Annotated in this window: 23 protein-coding genes; 3 read left to right on the top strand and 20 right to left on the bottom strand. The window is 31.8% G+C overall.

The features are described from left to right. Positions 1-8 precede the first annotated feature (8 nt). The 8 genes from WG932_RS01445 to WG932_RS01410 form a co-directional block, all read right to left on the bottom strand. Complete coding sequence (locus WG932_RS01445) at positions 9-371, bottom strand: methylglyoxal synthase (RefSeq protein ID WP_014021717.1); 363 nt, start codon at positions 369-371, stop codon at positions 9-11. An 85-nt stretch (positions 372-456) separates the two neighbouring features. After that, on the bottom strand, positions 457-756 hold the full coding sequence (locus tag WG932_RS01440) for a hypothetical protein (protein ID WP_014021716.1): 300 nt from the start codon (positions 754-756) through the stop codon (positions 457-459). A 224-nt stretch (positions 757-980) separates the two neighbouring features. After that, positions 981-1949: a polysaccharide deacetylase family protein gene (locus WG932_RS01435; RefSeq protein WP_483086678.1), complete on the bottom strand. Its 969-nt coding sequence runs from the start codon at positions 1947-1949 to the stop codon at positions 981-983. Further along, positions 1946-2941, bottom strand: a complete 996-nt coding sequence (locus tag WG932_RS01430) for a hypothetical protein (protein WP_483086677.1) — start codon at positions 2939-2941, stop codon at positions 1946-1948. Before WG932_RS01430 ends, WG932_RS01435 begins: the two co-directional genes overlap by 4 nt. 172 nt (positions 2942-3113) lie before the next feature. Beyond that, positions 3114-4217, bottom strand: coding sequence for a glycosyltransferase family protein (locus WG932_RS01425; protein ID WP_483086676.1), 1104 nt, complete (start codon positions 4215-4217; stop codon positions 3114-3116). A 175-nt stretch (positions 4218-4392) separates the two neighbouring features. Continuing rightward, on the bottom strand, positions 4393-4635 hold the full coding sequence (locus tag WG932_RS01420) for a hypothetical protein (protein ID WP_483086675.1): 243 nt from the start codon (positions 4633-4635) through the stop codon (positions 4393-4395). Between the two features lie 331 nt (positions 4636-4966). After that, a complete protein-coding gene (locus tag WG932_RS01415; RefSeq protein WP_483086674.1) occupies positions 4967-5179 on the bottom strand; it encodes a hypothetical protein in 213 nt (70 codons plus the stop codon). A gap of 40 nt (positions 5180-5219) precedes the next feature. Then, a complete protein-coding gene (locus WG932_RS01410) occupies positions 5220-5624 on the bottom strand; it encodes a DUF4372 domain-containing protein (protein ID WP_483086673.1) in 405 nt (134 codons plus the stop codon). 566 nt (positions 5625-6190) lie between these two features. On the opposite strand from WG932_RS01410, the gene WG932_RS01405 reads away from it, so the two are divergent. The 3 genes from WG932_RS01405 to WG932_RS01395 are packed head-to-tail and all read left to right on the top strand — an operon-like array spanning position 6191 to position 7684. Next, a complete protein-coding gene (locus tag WG932_RS01405) occupies positions 6191-6724 on the top strand; it encodes a hypothetical protein (RefSeq protein ID WP_483086672.1) in 534 nt (177 codons plus the stop codon). Continuing rightward, on the top strand, positions 6699-7028 hold the full coding sequence (locus WG932_RS01400; protein ID WP_483086671.1) for a hypothetical protein: 330 nt from the start codon (positions 6699-6701) through the stop codon (positions 7026-7028). Before WG932_RS01405 ends, WG932_RS01400 begins: the two co-directional genes overlap by 26 nt. After that, positions 7025-7684, top strand: a complete 660-nt coding sequence (locus tag WG932_RS01395) for a hypothetical protein (protein WP_483086670.1) — start codon at positions 7025-7027, stop codon at positions 7682-7684. Before WG932_RS01400 ends, WG932_RS01395 begins: the two co-directional genes overlap by 4 nt. Positions 7685-7809: 125 nt before the next feature. Here WG932_RS01395 and WG932_RS01390 read toward each other — a convergent pair whose 3' ends face one another. The 12 genes from WG932_RS01390 to WG932_RS01335 all read right to left on the bottom strand — a co-directional run bounded on the left by WG932_RS01390 (position 7810) and on the right by WG932_RS01335 (position 20169). After that, entirely contained in the window at positions 7810-8907 is a 1098-nt protein-coding gene (locus WG932_RS01390) for a glycosyltransferase family 4 protein (protein WP_483086669.1), read from the bottom strand. Then, positions 8904-9680: a hypothetical protein gene (locus WG932_RS01385; RefSeq protein WP_483086668.1), complete on the bottom strand. Its 777-nt coding sequence runs from the start codon at positions 9678-9680 to the stop codon at positions 8904-8906. The genes WG932_RS01390 and WG932_RS01385 overlap by 4 nt, the downstream gene beginning before the upstream one ends. A gap of 552 nt (positions 9681-10232) precedes the next feature. After that, a complete protein-coding gene (locus WG932_RS01380) occupies positions 10233-11264 on the bottom strand; it encodes a glycosyltransferase (protein ID WP_483086667.1) in 1032 nt (343 codons plus the stop codon). Between the two features lie 10 nt (positions 11265-11274). Further along, positions 11275-12282: a glycosyltransferase gene (locus WG932_RS01375; RefSeq protein WP_483088546.1), complete on the bottom strand. Its 1008-nt coding sequence runs from the start codon at positions 12280-12282 to the stop codon at positions 11275-11277. A gap of 266 nt (positions 12283-12548) precedes the next feature. Then, positions 12549-13469: a TDP-N-acetylfucosamine:lipid II N-acetylfucosaminyltransferase family protein gene (locus tag WG932_RS01370; protein WP_483086666.1), complete on the bottom strand. Its 921-nt coding sequence runs from the start codon at positions 13467-13469 to the stop codon at positions 12549-12551. An 85-nt stretch (positions 13470-13554) separates the two neighbouring features. Then, positions 13555-14430 (bottom strand): glycosyltransferase family 2 protein, encoded by an 876-nt coding sequence (locus WG932_RS01365; RefSeq protein WP_483086665.1) that lies wholly within the window; start codon positions 14428-14430, stop codon positions 13555-13557. 262 nt (positions 14431-14692) lie between these two features. Beyond that, complete coding sequence (locus WG932_RS01360) at positions 14693-15346, bottom strand: glycosyltransferase family 2 protein (RefSeq protein WP_483086664.1); 654 nt, start codon at positions 15344-15346, stop codon at positions 14693-14695. Positions 15347-15349: 3 nt separating this feature from the next. Next, positions 15350-16438, bottom strand: coding sequence for a TDP-N-acetylfucosamine:lipid II N-acetylfucosaminyltransferase family protein (locus WG932_RS01355; RefSeq protein WP_483086663.1), 1089 nt, complete (start codon positions 16436-16438; stop codon positions 15350-15352). A gap of 97 nt (positions 16439-16535) precedes the next feature. Next, positions 16536-17375 (bottom strand): glycosyltransferase family 2 protein, encoded by an 840-nt coding sequence (locus WG932_RS01350; protein ID WP_483086662.1) that lies wholly within the window; start codon positions 17373-17375, stop codon positions 16536-16538. Next, complete coding sequence (locus WG932_RS01345; RefSeq protein WP_014021704.1) at positions 17372-17992, bottom strand: PglD-related sugar-binding protein; 621 nt, start codon at positions 17990-17992, stop codon at positions 17372-17374. The genes WG932_RS01350 and WG932_RS01345 overlap by 4 nt, the downstream gene beginning before the upstream one ends. Positions 17993-17999: 7 nt before the next feature. After that, entirely contained in the window at positions 18000-18674 is a 675-nt protein-coding gene (locus WG932_RS01340) for a sulfotransferase (protein WP_339677567.1), read from the bottom strand. A 55-nt stretch (positions 18675-18729) separates the two neighbouring features. Next, positions 18730-20169, bottom strand: coding sequence for an ABC transporter ATP-binding protein (locus WG932_RS01335; protein ID WP_483086661.1), 1440 nt, complete (start codon positions 20167-20169; stop codon positions 18730-18732). Positions 20170-20198: the final 29 nt, after the last annotated feature.

Here is a 20198-nt window from a genome sequence, read left to right as displayed (position 1 = left end):
TCCTTCAATTACTTATTGAAATATTTTATCATCAGCTCTGCTGCTGCCAAATTGGTTGCCAAAGGGACATTGTGAACATCACAAATTCTCATCAACATTTGAACATCCGGCTCATGCGGGTGCTTTCCTAGGGGGTCTCTAAAGAAAATCACCATATCTAACTCTTTTTGTGCCACCATGGCACCTATTTGAGCATCCCCTCCCAAAGGCCCGGAAAGTAATTTTTCAACTTCAAATCCAGCTTTTTCTATATGTGATCCTGTAGTTCCTGTTGCAACAAGGGTTATCCCCTCCAATGCCGGTTTGCATCCACCAATAAAATGGACCATATCTGCTTTTTTCCCATCATGGGCTATTAATGCTATCTTCATTATTTCATTCTAAATTGAATTCCAATATTAATCGTTAACACAGAAAAGGCAAACAATAGTTTACTTATTTAAAAAATAAAATTTATTATTTTTTTATTTGATCTAAAAAATATAAAACCATTTGCTCCCATTCCTGCTCAAGACCTATGGAAGGTTTAGTTTTACCTGCTCTTCTATACCAGTAGGAAGCATTTCCTATATCTCCTTCTTTTCTGTGTAAATAAGCATGCAAAAAAGCAGCATCTTCATCTTCCATTTGGTCAATTAACCCATGGGCTTTCGTCCAATCTCCATTGCCATCCAACCATAAAGACTTCAAATAAACAGTCAATCCTTCCGGCATTTTCCCTTCTTGAATGCTGTCTTTAAATTTTGATAAATTCATAGTGATTAGTTTTTAAGCAAGGCCAAAATAAATACTAATTACTCAAGGGGACAAATATTAAAGCCAAAATCGGATATAATTCCAATATAAATTCGACTTAGATTTTTTAACCACCTAGAAGGCAAAGGAAAAGGTTTTCTAGAAAAAAGAAAGGTATAAAAAGTAGGGCGATATTGTTTTATAAGACAAACAAAAAATCAAATGAATCGCCATTAAAAACAGAATTACTGAACCGGTACTAGCGCTTGAGATAGACTATCCATGCTTTTGGATTGCATATTGTATTTTTCTCTACAATATGCAAAATGTTTAAGGATTTGTTCCACCTCTCTTAGGCTTTCTTCCGGGAAATTACCGTGGTTATGTGGATGCCACCAAATGTGGTAAACTTCATTGTTTATAGCTGCCGTGTTGATTTCTTCAATGATTCTATTGACTTTCATTTGGTTAAGTCGTCCAAGCTTGGCCTGAAAGGGTCTTAAAAATCGAGAAGCAGGGATTATTATGGGCTCATGAATCTTCTTTTCTCCCAGCTGATAGGATGTTTTTTTACCCAAGGAAAATATAGCATCAGAGGTTCTCCATATTTTTTTTAGCAACTCTCCTTTTTCCGGTGTTTTCCAAAACCAATCCACAGGATTTGTTCTTACGGAAGTAAAGCCCAATTCGCTCGCTACCTGGATGGCTTCAGCATTGAATTGATTGCGAGGAAAAACCAAAGAACTAAGCTTTTTGCCGAATTTTTCGTAAGCTATCTTTTGGGCTGCCATCAGATCTGCTGGAAAAGCCAAATTTTCTTGTCCATTTTCCATTGTATAATAATGGGAAAATGTATGACTTGCCAGCTCTTGTCCCGGAGTTTCCAGGATTGCCTTCACCAATTCAGGAGCAAAAAGGGCATCCTTGGTTGCTTTGGTTGCTTTAAACCAATTGTATGCTGAAAGATTTGAATTCTTATAATTTGGCTTTATTTCCGGACTATATTTTAACCATTCTTCCGGACCATCTGCCATTAACATACCAACTGTGGCCCAAGTAACTTCAACCTTATATTTTTCAAACATGGCCAGTAAATGGGGAACAATCCGCCTAGTGGTTTGGTAATAGGCTTCACAGGCTTGGAGAGGCGCTTTATCAAACCTCCCCCAGTGAAGCTCAAAATCCAAGGATATGACTAAAGTTGGACGATTCATTCTTTGGCCTTTTTATTGGCTACTTCAAAATAAAGATAAAAACCTAAAATAATAAAAAATGGGAGGTATATACTTTTCATTCGCATGATAATGCCCAAATTATTTAAGGTAATGCTGTATAAAACAGATAAAAGCATCCCATATATCAGTGCTATCCATAGGTACATAGGAATATTAATTCGACCTTTCAAATAAAACAGACCATACACTGCAATACAAAATATTACTAGTAAAAAAGTATTTTCAATGCCGGCAGCTAAGGTCCAAAAATCCTTTAATTCCCAAATAAATGGCCTAAAAACCACTGTAATTAACTTTTCAATCCAGTTGTATCCCTGCATATCAACTGAGCTTCCTCCTCCAAATGATGCCAAAAATTGATTTTGCCAATCCAATAGCTTACCTATCCACTCCAGGTTAAAACCATAGATCAAACTTCCTTTGATGTATCGATAGGCTATAATTAAAAAAATCGAAAAAATAGCCAAAGGAAAAACTTTGTTACGGTATGGTTTTAAGGATTTATGAAAGGGTAAAACCAATAAAACCGCAATGGTTAAGACCAAACCTTGAATAGGTCTAACCATTAATGAGAGTAGTAAGCCTATAATAATCAATATTGACCTGCTTGAAAAGTAATGAATACCGAACAAAACCATTGCCAAACCCAACCATAATAATGCCTCCTTACCAATACCGGCTGTCCAGAAATGTACATTCGGAAAAAATAAAACCACTACAATTACTTGAGAAAATATTCGCTTACTAAAAGTATTAAAACTATTGCTTATTAGTTGAAATACCAGCAGAAAACCAACAAAAGATAGGCTTGAATAAAGGATGGTGCCGGCAAAATACCCCAATCCCCCAATTGAGAAAAAGGGTAATTGAACCAATACATAAAATAGGTGCCGGTGCCAAAAAACCCATCCAGCTAGAGATTTCCGTGTTTTCCGGATCAATGGTCCAATATCTATAACTGTCTCCACCATTCGAAAGAATATATTGGTAAAAGACAAGGCCAATTAACAGGTGATAAGCCCATAAGCCAAATAACCAAGCAGTTTGTACAGATGAATAACCTTGCGTTTGAGCCCAAATGTTAGTACCATAAGAGAAGCCCACTATCAAAAAAATTATAAAAAAGATATCTCCGAACATCTTCTACAAATTTGAAGACTTCAGCGCTTGTTTGTATTCATTTATGCTATTTTCTAAAGCAAAGCTTTGGATAGATTGTGCCCTAATGTTCTCCCTTGAAATTTCTTTTATTCCCAAAAGCCAGTGATTTAATTCCTCATTATTACCAGAGGGGTACATAAAACAATAAGATTCCTCACCTATCATTTCATCCAAATCACCGATTCCCCTGGAAGATATAATTGGTAAGCCGGCCAATAAGTACTCGCTTACTTTGATTGGAGCGATGCCTACAAGGCTAGGCGCAGGTTTCCTTAAATTGACCCCAATATCTGCTGCAGCATAATAAGCAGGCAAAAACTCATAACTGACTGACTTTAAAATTATGGCATGTTTTAACCGACTGGGGATGGCTTCAGCTAGAAAAGTAGGGTTTCTAATTAGAAAAAGAAACTTGCTTTCAGGATGATGAATATGGTAAGAATCAAACAATTGCAACATCTCACTTAAAAGATACTGTGGACCGATACTTCCGGAATACAACCACAGCATTGCGTGAGGTAATACGTTTAGCTCCTTTCTTATTTGTTCCCTTAAAGCCGGATCAGGTTTAAACCTACTTTTAATCCTCCCGTTGCTTACTTTAAAAAACTTGTCTTTATGGGCCTGACCAATATTTTGAAGGTGAACATCTTTGGCCAATACTGAACGTACCAATACCAAATCAGCTTGCTTTAGCAATTTCGTTTCTGCTTTTTTTAGCCAATGGTATTGTAAACTGTTTTCTTTTAATCCGGCATAATCAACCCTTTCCTGGATTGGTAGTCCATCAGCATCAAATACAATTTTCAAATTCCTCTTTTTTGCCCATTTAAAAATAGAATTGACCATCATTGCCGGCATAGTAGATCGGGGCATTAGATGGGTTATACCATGTTTTGCCACCATTCTTTTTATAACGTTTTGGCCTAGTTGTTTAGCCAACAAGGAACCTAAAACTGGGTGGGGCTTTCGCCTTACCGGTTGTTGCTGAAAAGTAATTTGAAATTCTTGAGCAAGGGCATTAATTCGGTTCACCTCTCTCGTTTCGGCCCAAGAAAATTGAAGCACAAAAAATTGACAGTCCAATTCCTTTTGTAAACCACTAAAAATTGGAAAAACAAATTTTCCATGTAATTTGTTTGATCAGAATCCCAGGAAATAAATAGAATTTTCATATTTGTGAAATTTATTAAAAAAGATTATTTGACAATACTGTCATCCGAGTAATTTTCTAAATGTATTAAAATATTGGTTTTACAGGCTAATTAGGATACTTTATCTTTTCTTTGAAAACATCCTTATGTTCAATAATGAAAATATCTAATTGTATTATTTCTAGATCTCGTTGTTCTGCATTGAGGTAGCGGGATTTTAGCATAGTTTGAAAGCAAATATAGGAGATTAGGTTACCTTTTGCCATGGCGACCAAGGTGGTGAATTGTTCTGCTTCTTTTATCCTTTTGTGAATGACATTGAAGATCAGGTTGCCTATTAACACGATCAAATCTTGCGTTTTGATACCCTAACGGCTGTCCGAGAAAAAATATCCCAACTTGATTTTTTTAATGAAAGGTAGCCCCCAGCGGTTCCTATATAACAATAGGATCGTGTAAGGTTTAAAGTCAAACAAGTTGCTCAGAAACCTGAAAATTTTGCCTGTCAAGGGGGGTAGGTTATTAAACTTACCTTTAGTGATGCTCCCGCAGCTCTTAAGGTGACAGACTGATTTAAAGTAGGACCTGCAGAAAGGAAGTAGTGAATGTCTTCCCTTTGTGTACTAATCACTTCGTAGTTCTTATTCTCATTGAGCCGTGTGACGAAAAATGAGCCGTCTTCTATCCATTTTTTGTAGACCGAGTAATTAAATAGCCCTTATCGAAAACATAAATACTACCCTTCTGAGGTTTAAGCTGTCTGAGAGAATCGTTGTCATTAGTACTGGCTGTTGTCAGCCAGACCAATTCAGAATACAGATTGTCCAGCGGAAGCACTTCATGAGCATTTATACCTCCATTTTTCTTGCGGTCATGGGGTTTCTTCCTACTCATTTAAATACATCGGTAAATAGAATCAAAGTAGCAGAATCAACTAGCTTGACTTTATCAAGCGGCAATTCTCCCTTGATGGCAAACTCAGATAACCTTCTGAGAACTCAGGCTTTTTATGGGCTAACAGCAAGTAATAAATATAATCAAATACTTCATTTGAACGCTTCCGGTTGGCGTCAGAAAGCGTACTGCGGGCAGGAAGTTTATAAACACCTAAATAGCTAAGCTTAATCTCCAAACAAAGCAGGCACTTGCATAGACTATTCAGCGAATTAGTTTTTGATATAACTCCATAAAGCATAAAAACGAGCTGTTTCCAAGTACTCATGTTCTTATGATAGTGATCTGGTTTAAAAGTTTCCGTTGCTTGATCCACTAATTTCCGAGGGATGAAAAAAAGCAGTTGGCAGATAATCGGCTGTCCGGATAATTTTGTATGTTGCATTGGGAAATTGTTGTATTGTAACTACAACTTACTAAAAAAGGCGAAATTACCAAATCGGTGTTCCGCCTCTCTATTTGTACTATTTCGAGATTCATGAAATACCTAAATCGAAATTTTACTCGCATGTTACTGATTTGACATTAAAAAAGAAGTTAATAATCCAATTCAAGGTTAACTATTATTACTTTTTGAATTTCATTATAAGCTAAATTACTTCTAAAACCAATATTATTCTAACCGCGATAAAATCCGGCCCAAATTAACGGTTCTGAATTAAATCATCCAAAATTCTAATCTTTCCTTGAATTAAATTCTTTATTAAATTTGATCAAAAATAATTATTTGTCAAATTTAAAAATGTCCTAAAATAGGGAAGGCTAGAATAAAATCATATTATTCACTCGCAATATCCTGTAAAATTCACTTTGAAATACCAAAAGGAAAATGACTGGTTAGGCTAAAAAAACATATTAGAATTTTAATTCCTTCAAAACTTTAATTTTATTTGAAATAGATAAATCATTTACCTAAAATCACCAATATTAAGCCTATTTAAAACAACAAAAATGACCTTTGTCCAATCAACTTCGAATTTTAAAAATATAAAACAGGCTATAATAATATTTCTAACTCTATTTATTCCATTTACAATCAAGTCTTTACAACCTGGATTAGAAATTTATCCAGCCATTATTTTTCCAACTGGCGCTTCAACGTTAAATGTTCAAAATGACATTAGGACCTTTGAAAGGTACGAGCTTTATGCAATGAAAGACTCTTTAGTTAAACTCAATTCACAAACATTACTTAAAAATATACCACCTCAATATTTTCACTCAATAATAAAAGGTAATTTTGGTTTGGAACCATATAAACATTTCTACCTCATTCCTTTTACAAAAAAGAAAATATTCGAAGGAAATAACTTGACACCAAATAAAATTAAAGCTACTAAACTGTGGTTACGTACGAATTTAAATGAAGCAGGCTATTCTGATTCAATATTTGTAATAAGAAAAATACAAATGAAATACAACCTAAATCAAAAGCAAATAGAATCTGAAACCATTATTTATGAAAAAACTTATAGCCTTAACTGAAGCATTTTTAGGAGAATTTTTTAATCGGATAACTAAAATTACAGATATTAATGAAAAGCATTTAAGTTTTTATAGAGTATTTTTTGGTATAGTCTTTCTTATATATTTTAGAACAAAATTCTCATGGATATCTTCTATTCCTGACAGCTTATTTTTACCAAAACCTTTCAGTGTTGCTAATTTATTTGGAGGTTTTCCTCCACCTATTTATTTTGAATTAACAGATTATCTCATTCTTATTTTTTTATTAGCCACGATAATTGGTTTCTTTTCTAGAGTTGCATTTATAGGTCTATTTTTTTGACAATTGTAAATAACGGATTTGGATATAGCCTTGGAAAGATTGACCATAAAATATTTGAGTCCATAATATTCCTAGTTTTTGCTTTTACTAATTCATCCACATATTTTTCAATTAGGCCCGATAAGAAAATAACGGTTCATTCCAGGACATTAATGTTATTTAGCATTGCTATAATATTTGGATATTTCACAGCAGGCTTACAAAAGGCATACCACTGGATTGACTTCGACCTAACTACAAACGGTTTTTTAAGATGGGTATATGACCTATATTTTCCTGCCACACAAAAACCTTTACTAGCGGAGTTCTTTTTAAATGCAAATCCTATTTTATTAGAAATAATTGATTATTCAGGAGTATTATTTGAGATATCAGGTATTATATTTTTGCTTTATTCAAAGCTATCATGGAGAATTTATCTCATTCTCGCCTCATTTTTTCATTTAGCAAATGCTCTTATCCTCAATATTTCTTTCACCATTCATTTCCTAATTTTTGGAATTTGGTTATTAAGTCCAGTTTTATTTAGATATAAAAAAGCAACATTTCTATTCGGATTAGCCTACTTTTTTAAAGGAATATATTTGGATGTTTATTTATGGATTTTGTCTATTTCAATAACTTTTGAAGGATTGTTTAAAAAGGAAAATTATTAAATTCCTAAAATGAAGATGGAAAAAGATATTTAAGATAAATGGTTAGGCCAGCATCACAGGGTTTAAAGAGAATTTACTGATGGGATATTCGTATAAAATGAATACAGACTCTTCAATAGTAGAAATTATTTGGGAAATTCTTGGTCTACCATTTTATTAAATCTCATAAAATTTCCCTGCAAGGTATATTCCCTAAACACCTTTTCCCGACCTTTTTTCCCAAACTCCATTCTCAATTGAGGGTCGAGGATTAGTTTTTCCAAGGAACATTTCCATTCTTCAGATGTACCGGCTAAAAATCCATTCTCACCGTGATTGACCACCTCTTTGTTCATTCCTATTGGGGAGGCAACCACCGATAAGCCACAAGCCATGTACTGAATTAATTTATAGGCACATTTCCCATTTTCCCAAGGATTATCAGGCAAAGGCATGATGCCAATGTCCATTTTATGGATGGCATCCACCTCCCCTTCTTCTGTCCAAATAATTGACTCAATTTCGCCCTCAAACTTTATTTTACTCTTACCGTCAACCAATAAAAACTTTATAGAATAATGTTGATGAAGCCAATTTAAAACCGGTAGCATAGGTTCTAAGTATTTTAGGGTGCTTGGTGAGCCAATCCATCCAATGGTTACAGTTGTATTTATTGAATTAGAAACTTTTTTATTGTACCTGAGGGTATTTATAACCGTGGGAAAAACCACAATATTTGTTGCTCCGGCCAAAGTGGCTCTTCTTTTTAAGTAATCATTGCCGACAATCACCCTATTTGCAAATTGCATCACTTGGTCTATCTTGTTGGACATAAGCAAACTTACCAACCGATTGGTACCTTGGTCATAATTATGAAAAACAGCATCATCATAATCCACCCAATACCCTTTAATTTTAGATAAAATCCATTCAGCAATTGCCGGCAAATAAGGGAAAATCTCTTTTTCAATAATTATCAAATCGTACTTATAAACCGTGAAGAGTAGTGAAAATCTACGGAAATAACATTTCAAAACATGCCAAATCCCAGGAGATTGATGGCTGTAAATTTTTTCCAGGTAGTGTTCAGTAAAAAATGAACTTACAGAAACTGTGTACCCCATGCTTTCCCACAAAGGCAAAAACTGGTAAGTCCTTAATCTGCTACTCGCTCCTTTTCTTGGGTATTTGGGCAGAAATAATAAATTTCTTTTTTCAAAGCCTATTAAAAATAAAGTAATCAAATAGCATTTTTCTTTTTGGCGTCAATAATGGCTTGCCTACGCTGAAAGAATTTTTTCCGATCCAAACTCCTCAGGTAAAGGGTGTATTTTTTATGTGTGATCAAGTAAAAACAAAAAAGCAAGAAATAAATCATCAGCATATTTTTCATGCGCATAGTTATTCCCAAATTACTTAAAGCACTCATAAAGGCAAAGGTCACCGGTATAAAAGTAACCATGGCTACCTTTAAAAATAACGGCATATCCCTTAATGCTTCTACCGACCAATTCTTATAGATAAAAAAACTTAACCATAAATAAAGCAGGTTTTCGAAGGAACTTATAAAGGTTACAATATTATGGGCATCAAAAAACAAGGGTCTAAATAAATAAGTAAATAGCTTCATGGGTAAAGAATAATTAGATATATCCACTCTAGATCCTACATTTCTAGTATTTAAATTACCTGACTTGCTTGCAGAAAAAGCTTCTAAAGTCTCTAAATCAAAACTTTCCAATTTCAATGCATCCAAAGTATAAGTACTCATGTAAATGGAACCTATCAATGCCAAAGATGCCAAACCAAATTTATAGGTGTTTTTAATATCTGTTCCCATGAGAATAGCGACTGTAGCTCCTCCAATAATCGCTTGCCCCATATGAGGCCTACACATATAAATAAAAAAGAAAGCAATGGAAGCCTGCCACCATTTTTCTTTGTATTGCTGAATGGAAAATAGAAACCAAGCAATGGCCCAAAAGCTAAAGCATCCTTCCCTACACCCGAAGTCCAAAAATGTAAATTTGCAAGATAAAAAACAGTTGGAAATAAAGACACACCTAAAATTTGATGGTTAGTAGGAAAGTATTTATAAACCAATAAAAATATATACCGAAGTCCTATAAAACCTAAAAACCCAAATAGAAGGTTCCCGGTATGGTAAGATAGCCCCAAAAATTTACTGGGAATATATGTTAACCAGAGTATAAATGTTGTACCTTCTCCAAAATATTTCATCCAGCTAGGGTCAGCAATTTTTACCTGCTCCATGGTAAATAACCAGTAACCACGAGAATCTCCTCCAAAATTAATTATATACCAACCATAAAATAAACTAAAAAAACATGATATATCAATAAATAATGTAAGTGATATAAATATTTATTGGGTAATTTATATTTTAAACTAAAAGTGATATTAGATTTATATATCAGGGTTAAAAGCAATAATATGATAAAAACGTCTAACAAATTTAAAACAGTTTATTTTTTTGAGGCAGTAAGGGAAAGATAAAGATTTTCTAAAGAATTGGTATAAGTTTTTATTCCATATAGCCTTGAAGCTCTCAAAAACCTTCTTTACCCATTTCAATTCGTTTCTCAGAACAATTCATCAAATAGTTTATACCATTTGCAATACTTTGTGGGTCTGATGGAGGTACCAAAATTCCTGTTTTTTCATGTTGAACTACATCTTTTAAACCTCCTACAGCTGTTGCTATAACCGGAAGTTTATAAAACATGGCTTCAACTGCTACTAAACCAAAACCCTCTTGCGAACTAGGAATACAAAAACAATCCATTAATTGATAATAAGTTGAGGTATCTTCCTTAAACCCCAATGAAATAAATTGGTTTTCAACATTTAGCTCACGAGCAAGTTGCTTTAATTTAATTAAGTCAGGTCCATCACCAATTAGTAAAAATTTAACTGCTGGATTGTTAATTAATTTAATTGCACGTAGGATATCTGAAAATCTTTTGACTTTGTCATGTACTCGACCAACCGATCCCAATACATAATCTGAAGGTTCAAGAAAAATATCATCTCTAATACAATTCTGTGTGGAAGAAAGGAGATGAGTATTGTCAACCCCATTGTTAAGTAAAAACACCTTTTTTGAAGGTATTTTAGCTTTTTGTATGAGATAATGTGTTACAGAAGGTGAAATTCCAATTACCTTATCTGCCAATCTTGCCAACTGCCTTTGAAGCCAAACGGCCTTTGCGGACCGTTTCTGAGGGTCTGAAGTCTCTTCCATTATTATGATCGGTACATTTCCAAGCAAACCACAAATACTTGCCATGCACATACCTTCATATACAGCCCCATGAATAATGTGGGGGGAGAATTGTTTGATAACCCTTAAAACTTTTTTATACTTTGAAAATTCAAATGGAGATTTAAACGAACCGATTTGAATAATTTGTATGCCTTCTTCCTCTAAGGCTTTTTTTATCGGCCCTTTTGCGGTAGTACAAACTATTCGAAGGTCAAAATGCTCTTTATTATAATGTCTGGCAAAGCCTAATCTTAAAACCTCTACTCCACCAGAAGAGATAGTTTCTATACAGTGTAAAACCTTTATTTTTTCCAAACCTTATCAATTAACATTTTAAATATAAATCTCGATACAAGTTTATCAAATTATTCCCGTAATTTTCAACTGAAAATTCAGCCCCTCTTTCTACTGCTTTTATTTGAATCTTATACAATTCCTCTTTCGAAAGATTGGACACATGATTCATTAGTTTTAATAATTGAATTCGGTCCTTTGGGTTAAATAAAAAACCATTTACACCATGATTAATAATTTCAGAAGGCCCACCAATATTTGTGGAAATAACAGGTAAACCACAAAGCATGGCTTCAACTAAAGAAATAGAAAAACCCTCTGAAAAAGAAGGTAGGATAAAACAGTCCGTTTCTTTAAGCAATGGAATAACATTACTAATAAATCCAAAAAAAACGACTTTATCAGTAATATTATAAAGATGAGTTAACTCAACCAATTCATCTCTTTCCGGTCCATCTCCAATAATCCAAAGTGAAAACTCTTCATTTGAATTAACAAAATTATGAAAAACATTAATTAAAAATTTTAGATTTTTAATTGGGACTAACCGGCAGGTAGTAACAAAAACATATGGTTTATTTGATTTTTTAAGTAAATCCGCTCTTATTTTACCAATATCGAAATCATTTTGTGGTGTAATGATGGACACAGGATTATAAATAACAGAAATTTTATCCCAATCAATTTCATTCAATTTTACTACACAATTACCAACTGCTTTTGAAATAGCAATCAAACAGTGCGAAAAAGAATATACCAATTTAAAAAGAACCCTGAATATAACTCCATGATTTGGAAAACCAATTTCTTCACAAATTCTAACTGGAACACGTGCCAAGAAACCGCCAATTAATCCATGAAAATTGGCTTCAGCTCCTGAAGTATGAATGACTTCAGGTTTATGGAAGCGTAAAAATTTATAAGTTTTAAATATCAATTTCCCATTGGGAATCTTAACATTTTCATTGAACACTTTAACCAAAAATCCCTTATCATTAATTTCTTTACATATCTTGCCACCGTCTCCTAATACGAGAATAATTAATTCGTCTTCTGGGTGATCTTGAAAAAGTTTGAAGTAAGTTTTAACCTTTGCTCAACTCCACCAAAATCTAATTGGCTTACAATTCTACAAATTTTCAAAGGTTAATTATTTTTTTATTCTATTCAATGATTTATTTTTGGAATAATAATTTGCAATAACCTTTCGATTACATTTAACTTCATGTTCACTTAAGGGAAATGTTAAAAGCTGTGAGTTGGTAGCTAGATCTTCTATTGAGTAAAAACAAACTCCTAATTGTTTTAAAAATTGATAAACAGGATTTTTTTAAAAAGGAATAATTTAGTTCCGGAATACAGCAAAGAATAAATATTCCCCATTCCTTGTTGTCTTAAATGAGGCATAATAGCAAAACCACATTTATCTAAGATTTGATTATATTCATTTAATGGAAGAAATTTATTTAACAAATTTATATTTAGTTCATTAAAATCTCTTGGAATTATTTCATTTAGAAATTCTTGGTATTTGGTGTTCCCATAACTAAGTGGAATATTAATAGAATTAGATATTTTCAACTTCATAAGCAAATCTAATATATCAATATGATTACAAGCAAATGTTGCACTATTTCCAAGAAGGATGTCATTTCCATTAATTGTTTTATCAGTAGTACCTAGAAAATCTATGTCCCCAAAGGTAAAATCAATATAGTCAAATTTAAAAGAATGAAATTTCCTTTTAACAAGAGAAAATTCATTTGGGAGAATTGGAGCAAAATAGGTTAGAGTTTTAATCGCAGGCAAAACTTTTATATGAAAAAATAATATTTGGTATATTGTTAAAGCTGTACGCTTAATAAAATGATGACCTTTAAAAGTATTGAAACATTTTTTTGTTTTTTTTAGATATAGGGAATGAAAGACTCTAGAATTCAATAAATAATAATAATAATCAGCTCCATATCCTATCCATATTTTTTTACATTTCAAATTTTTTCTTTTGTTTAAAAAAGAAATTGTATGTAAATGTAAAAAATAAAACACTAAAATATCATCCCCATTTGGTATAAAATTATATAAAAAATATTCTTTCGAAACAAATTTTACACATGAATCAGAAAAGTGTTTAGAAACTCCTTTATTTGAAACCAAAATAAATTGTTGATTATTAAAATTTTTAAAGGAATTGATAACCCAATCAGTAAATTTTTCATCATTCAATATATGGTATATCATATTAAATAAGATTTTAACAATAAAATATTAAATTGAATAAAACAAAAAATTAAAAAGTATAATATAAGAATTATCTTGAAGTTGGATTACCCATAACAATACTAAAAAATTCTCTAAAAACATTTACATTAATGGAATGGCATACTTTAAAAATTTTTAAAGATTCTATTAAATTTATTGTTACCATTTTTTTAAATGCAAATCGATATCTTCTCAGGATAAATCTAATAAGGTAGAAAGAAAATTGAAAAATTTTACTTTCATATTTTCTAGTATAGGTACCTCCCAATAGTCTTCTATATTTAGAAGTTAAATCATCAACCCGATACCTAGCAGGATGTGATACAACAATATCATCTTGATAAATAATATGATATTTTAAAGAAATTTGACCAGAAAGTTTAGAATCACCATTAGATTTAAGTGATGAGTCGAATCCTCCGAATTCTTGAACAACAAAAGCATAAGAAAACCAGTTTGCTGTTACAGCTTTTCCTTCTGATGCATAAGCTTTAGTTGTAAAACCTGTATACTTTTCATAAGTCTCTGCAGCGGATAAACTAGAAGAATCTTTAAAAAATAACGGGATAGGACCGGTTAATACACCAATCGTTTTATCTTTATCTCTTTTGAAATAAGAAAAGGCATGTACTAACCAATCATTCCTAGGTATACAATCTGAGTCAGTAAATGCTAATATGTCTCCTTTCGATTCTTTTATCCCCTTATTTCTTGCTGCATAAGAACCAGGTATTGGTTCTTCAAAAACTTTTAATTTATAGGAAACACAAAATCCATCAGGAAATACCAAAGGTGAATTGATGTCATTATTTACAACTAATACTTCCCATTTGTTTTTATTTAAAAGTTGACATTCTAGGTTTTTCAAAAGAATTAATAGGCGTTCTTTGTCCTTATAATGAGGGATAATAATAGAAATAAACATTATAAATTTTAAGTATTAAAATATAATTTTAAAGTAGAAAATAAGTTAAAGCTTAGATTTAATATAATTGATTAAAATATAGGAGTAGATTTTAATATATATTTGAAATTTAAATAGATTGTAGTAAAAATAATTTAAATAATATGGATGAGGAACCTTATTTTCATCACAAAATACACCAATAGACCCATAAAAATAATATTTATATATTAATGTAAGTTTATTTTTTTCTTTAGATGATTGATTATTTTTACTCTTAAATTTAGCCAATTATGTATTCTTTTATATTTATTATGAGAATTTGTACTAATAGAGTTTTTTCTTTATGAATTAATGTAAGATATTTATTATCAATTATAACATTTGGATTACACAAAATTAGTCTAAACATTAAATCATATTCCTGACTACTACTTAAGAGTTCATTCCAACCATTTACCTTTAAAAGATATTTTTTATTCCAAAGAATGGAACTTGTTCTACCCAATTTACTTCTAATCAACCCCTTCCAAATTTGGGAATCGACTTTCATAAAATGCTTTTTACCATTTGGTAATACGTGAATACAATTTCCTACTATAAATGCGATATCAGGCCTGACTTTTTGAACTTGACTTTGAAGCTTACCTTGCAAAAGTTCGTCATCTCCATCCAAAAACTGAATCCAATCAAACTTTGCGTATGAAAGTCCAAGATTTCTTGAAGCAGAAGCTCCTTTGTTTTCCTTATTGTGATGATGTATTACTTTAACTATGGACTTATTTTTACAAAGATTTTCTAAAACTTTTAATGAATTATCAGTAGAACCATCATCAATAATCAAAACCTCAGAAACAACTGGCTCGCTAATAACTGATAACACAGCACGTTTAATGGTATTTTGATTGTTAAAAACAGGAATTATTACACTTATCAATTTTTAAGAAATTAAGTTTTGAATTATTTGAAGTGTACGTTTTTTAAGTGCACCTTCATTAAATAGTAATTCTAGATTTTTCCTATTCTTATTAATATCAAAATCAAAATTCGTCATTGACTGAGCATCCTCAACAGAAAACACTCTAATTTCCTTTGATAAAAAAAAATTGTAAAGAGGATTACTCTTATTTAAGATAACAACAGACCCAAGATAAATTGAAAATAGCAAATTACCCAAACCAATCTGTCTTTTAGAATTGAAGAAAACATATGGACACGATAGAAGAAGTTTTAGGTAATCATTATACTCCAAAAAACTAGTTAACGGTTGAAATTTACCTTTAAACTCGTTAATAAATCTTTCAATTACCTTTTGCCTATATTCATCAGAGCCAGAATAACTTAAAGGACAAATGATTTCATTAAATTTAAACTTAAAAGATTTTATAATCTCAATTCCATCAATATGATTATTCCATAAAGATGAGTTATTACCAAAAAGGAGGTTTTGTCCAGAGAATGTTAATTGCTTATTTTGAATACCATTTAACACATCATTTTCTAAATCAAAATAACTAAACCAAATGAATTTAAAATTGCCATTGGGAAAATGAGATTCGAGTATTTTCCTTTCTGTCGGAACTACCGTTGAAACAAAATCTATTCTTTTATTAACAAAATCAATAAAAGCATGTTGACCAAACTTTTCTGAGAAAGAATTATTTTTACTTATGATATTTCTTGTCTGTGGCAATAAAAAATTAGTCTTTGATCCATTTAAAGAATATAGATCAAATCCCCAGAAAATACCCAAAATTTTCACTTTTGGATGAACGCAGTTAAATCTTAAATTAAAGAATGAATTACTAAAACCATGAATAACTATTCCTTTAACTACATAATGAATAATAGGTATAAGTATATTGATAGTAAAGGTGGGCAAAGAAATTATAATTGAAGATTCGATTTTACTAAACCTAAACCTACCTATAGAAATAAAAACGTTTAAAATTGAACTATCTACAGAAAATTTGCTAATAGTAGCTTTTAAAAACTTTCTATCTTCAATTAAATGAATGATACATTTCATATAATGACATTAAAGAAAGACTACCACGCTTATTAAAAATACAAAAAAATTAATTATGCTTTTTTCCACCAATAATTAAATCGTTTAATCAATAACCCTATTTTGATTTTTTTCTTACTCTTTTAATAGTATTTATATTTTCATCCTTATTTAATTCCAAAATAACATTTTGAAATTTTTTATCATATTTATATTCATGGAAATTATTCAAATTTTCTAAAATACATTTTTTTAAATCTTTATTCGCCCTATTATATTCCTTAGAGTTGGTAACACCTTGATTATGAACTCGGTAAACACTCATAACTTCATTAATCCTTTTAAAATATCCCTGTTTAGAGAGAATAGAAGTTAAGGCGAAATCGCCACTTAACATTGTAACATACCAACCTGGAAAAACCAAAGCTGATCGCCTAAAAAATAAAGAGGATGTATGAATTAAAGAACTTGATGAAATCAATTCTTCTGTTCCAATTTTTTCCGGCACTTCGTGTCTAAAAATTTTTGTCAAATAAGGCTTTCCTTCATACTCTACTTTAACAAAATGAAAGCTACCTACAAGGGATTGGTCTTTTTCTAAAAGATCAGTCTGTTTTGACAATTTTTTTAAATCTATCCAATAATCATCACCTTCACAAATAGAAATATATTTTCCTGTACATTGTTTTAATGCAAAGACAAAATTTTCAATTATACCTAAATTACTTTCTTGAGGGAAATATTTTACGGTAATATTATTATTTTGGATAATTTTTCTTTGGATAATTTTTTTAGTATCGTCTAAAGAGCAATCATCAGATATAATAACTTCAAGATCAAATGGACCGGTTTGCATAAATATTCCATCCAATGCCTGTTCTATGTAAGCTTCATGATTGTAGGTAATCATGCATACACTAACTAGGGGTAACTTTTTTTCAGTTACTTCAGTTTTCACTTTATTACTGATTTAATTTTAGCTGGCACACCTATACAAGTGGCTTCATCTGGTACATCAACAGTAACTACAGCTCCAGCAGCAACTTTTACATTATTACCGACTTTTACCCCAGGTAATAATATAGCGCCGGCTCCAATAAAACTTAAATCTCCTACACAGGCATTTCCCAAAACCTGAACGCCCGGACTTATGGTAGAAAATCTTCCTACGGTAGCGCCATGATGAATAAAACTTCCTGTATTAATCAGAGTACCTAGGCCTAACTCAACATTTGCCCCAATAAATGAATGATGAAAAACATCAGAGGTATCAGAAGGTGAATAGGTGCTAATTATAGCCGATTCAGTGCGAATACCTACAAGTTCACCCCCTAAAGAAACAAATAACTTATACATAAACTCCCTTACCTCACACTCCCCTACACCAAGCATAAACCTGGGATCCATTTTAAAAGCATCTGTCAATTCATCCTTGGACTTTAAAACTGGATATGAAGATTGAAAAACATTTTCTGATGATACATTGTCAAAAAATTTGACACCTACATTCATCTTTTTGGAAATCAACACATCCAATACTTCCATTGCATGACTACCTGCACCTGCTATTACCATATTATTGCTATTTAGATTTATTTTCCCAAGGAAAACTTTCAATTTTGCGTTCAAACTGAAAAAATTGATTAAAATCACTTACGCCTGTTTCTTTTTGTAAATTGAGAACGAGCAATTTATTTTGCCTGTCTTTAAAATGGTATTTTACTGACGCATTGTGATTTAAATAAAGGTTGATGAGCTTTTCCTTATCATATAATATTCCACCTTCTTCGAAGTCATACACCTTGCATAGAAACTCCCAAATCCATCCATTGTATACATACTTACTTTCTTTTAATGATTTTATGGTAGGGAATTTCCCTTCATTAAATTGCTGAGAGTGAAACCTGAGCAGAGAGTGGTACCATTCTTCAGGGGAATTTCTTTCGGTTAGGATAAATCTTGCGTCAGGATAAAGCTTGTCGAGTACTTTAAATATACCGGGAGCACTAAATGGATAATCTTGAAAAAATTGAGCCGTTTTTATATAGTTTATCAGTCCTCTGTACTCTCCTTTTGGTAATTCATTTATTAATAATTCGCCAATTCTTTGTTCACCTATAATAAAACCCAAGTCTGTAAAAAGTGATTTCAAAGAAGTAGTACCGGTTTTGTTAAAGCCAATACAGAATATTTTTGGTTTGCCATAGACCTTAATTCTGTTGATAGCTGTAGCTATTTTATTTTTATAATTTACCATTCAATTTAAATATCAGGTCCTCCCAGCAAAAATCTTCATAGGTAAAAATCATCATTCAAAACGCCTGTAAACTTATCATTTTACTAAAATCGGTTGATTTTGATTCAAGTTCATTAAACGTACCATATGAAGCAATCTGACCTTGTTTCAAAAGGAAAATCTGGTCCGCATTCTTGATGGTGCTCAACCGGTGGGCTATTATTATTATGGTAACTTTCCCCCTTAACCTTTCAATATTCTCCTGTATGTCCATTTCAGTTCCAGAGTCAAGTGCTGAAGTTGCCTCATCCATTAATAAAAGATTTATTCCTTTATACAACTCTCTGGCGATAGAAATTCTTTGTTTTTGCCCCCCACTTACCATAATGCCATTATTTCCTAGCCTGCTATCTTCACCCTCTTCAAGCCCGTCTACAAAATCAAATATTGCAGCTTTCCTTAAAGCCTCCCTGCACCTTTCCCTATTTGTAGCATTGTCAACATCCCAGAAACTAACATTATTAAAAATACTATCATCAAAAATTACCGGTTCCTGAGTAATGTAACCTATGTGTTTTTGAAAATGATTCCTGTCAATTTCCCTTATTTCTACCCCATCAATAAACAATGACCCTGAATCAGGTAAATACAATCCAGCCAAAATATTCATTAATGTGGATTTTCCTGAACCACTTTCCCCGACTATTGCCAATACCTGATTGCGATTTATGGATAAGGATAATTGATGTAACACTTTATGTGATCCATAACTAAAGTTTAGATTATGCAACTCCATACATTCCTTTAAACCGTCTTTTTTTATTGTTCCTTGTGTATCTTTGCCATTGGCCAGTTCTTCTGTAAAATTTTTTAAATTCACTAGAGATCCATAATTTGCAATCACTGAATTCCAATAAGATTGTAATGCAAGTAGATAGGTTAGAGAACGATAAAAAAACAATAAACTTAATATGATTCCAGCTATACTACCCCCATAAAGGTTGATTTCTACCAAGATTACAGTAACGATAATTAAAATAATAATTGGTTCTCGAATAGCTGTAATTATCGAAGAAAGTAGTCCCAACTTTTTATAGAAAAATTCAACCTTTTCAATTTGCTCCCTTAATTTATTACCATAATTGCTTAACAATCCACTAGATTTAAGGTATTTAAAATAGGTTATCTTTTGTATCAAAAGACTCTGAAAATCTTGATTGTTCTTGGATATATCTACAGAATATTTTTTAGATTTTTTGAAAATGGAAGCATAAAGAAAATTTGATAAAGCACCGCCCGACATAACTAGTAGTGAAAACCTTACATTTACACTAAATGCCATTCCCACATAAATAAAAATCATTGCAAAAGCCTGCAATACATTCATATAACTACTAAAAGCCACTACTATCCTTTCAATTTCACTGGTAGCAGCGTTTTGAATCCTGCCTGAATCCTGCTTTATGAAATTTTTAAAAGCATACCGATCAAACAAATTTACAATGGATAACCTCATTTGTTTAATAAAAAAGCGACGAAGTAATA

Source organism: Cyclobacterium sp. SOCE241 (assembly GCF_056867545.1).
The sequence above is the reverse complement of the archived record's forward strand: the minus strand, read 5'-3'. Positions and strand labels throughout refer to the sequence as shown.

Bases quoted from the DNA above. Each gene is read 5' to 3' on its own strand.
- WG932_RS01335 (WP_483086661.1), bottom strand. From the start codon at position 20,169: ATGAGGTTATCCATTGTAAATTTGTTTGATCGGTATGCTTTTAAAAAT.
- WG932_RS01405 (WP_483086672.1), top strand. From the start codon at position 6,191: ATGACCTTTGTCCAATCAACTTCGAATTTTAAAAATATAAAACAGGCT.
- WG932_RS01345 (WP_014021704.1), bottom strand. From the start codon at position 17,992: ATGGTAATAGCAGGTGCAGGTAGTCATGCAATGGAAGTATTGGATGTG.
- WG932_RS01415 (WP_483086674.1), bottom strand. From the start codon at position 5,179: ATGAGTAGGAAGAAACCCCATGACCGCAAGAAAAATGGAGGTATAAAT.
- WG932_RS01400 (WP_483086671.1), top strand. From the start codon at position 6,699: ATGAAAAAACTTATAGCCTTAACTGAAGCATTTTTAGGAGAATTTTTT.
- WG932_RS01440 (WP_014021716.1), bottom strand. From the start codon at position 756: ATGAATTTATCAAAATTTAAAGACAGCATTCAAGAAGGGAAAATGCCG.
- WG932_RS01435 (WP_483086678.1), bottom strand. From the start codon at position 1,949: ATGAATCGTCCAACTTTAGTCATATCCTTGGATTTTGAGCTTCACTGG.
- WG932_RS01445 (WP_014021717.1), bottom strand. From the start codon at position 371: ATGAAGATAGCATTAATAGCCCATGATGGGAAAAAAGCAGATATGGTC.
- WG932_RS01340 (WP_339677567.1), bottom strand. From the start codon at position 18,674: ATGGTAAATTATAAAAATAAAATAGCTACAGCTATCAACAGAATTAAG.
- WG932_RS01365 (WP_483086665.1), bottom strand. From the start codon at position 14,430: ATGTTTATTTCTATTATTATCCCTCATTATAAGGACAAAGAACGCCTA.
- WG932_RS01355 (WP_483086663.1), bottom strand. From the start codon at position 16,438: ATGAAATGTATCATTCATTTAATTGAAGATAGAAAGTTTTTAAAAGCT.
- WG932_RS01410 (WP_483086673.1), bottom strand. From the start codon at position 5,624: ATGCAACATACAAAATTATCCGGACAGCCGATTATCTGCCAACTGCTT.
- WG932_RS01430 (WP_483086677.1), bottom strand. From the start codon at position 2,941: ATGGTGGAGACAGTTATAGATATTGGACCATTGATCCGGAAAACACGG.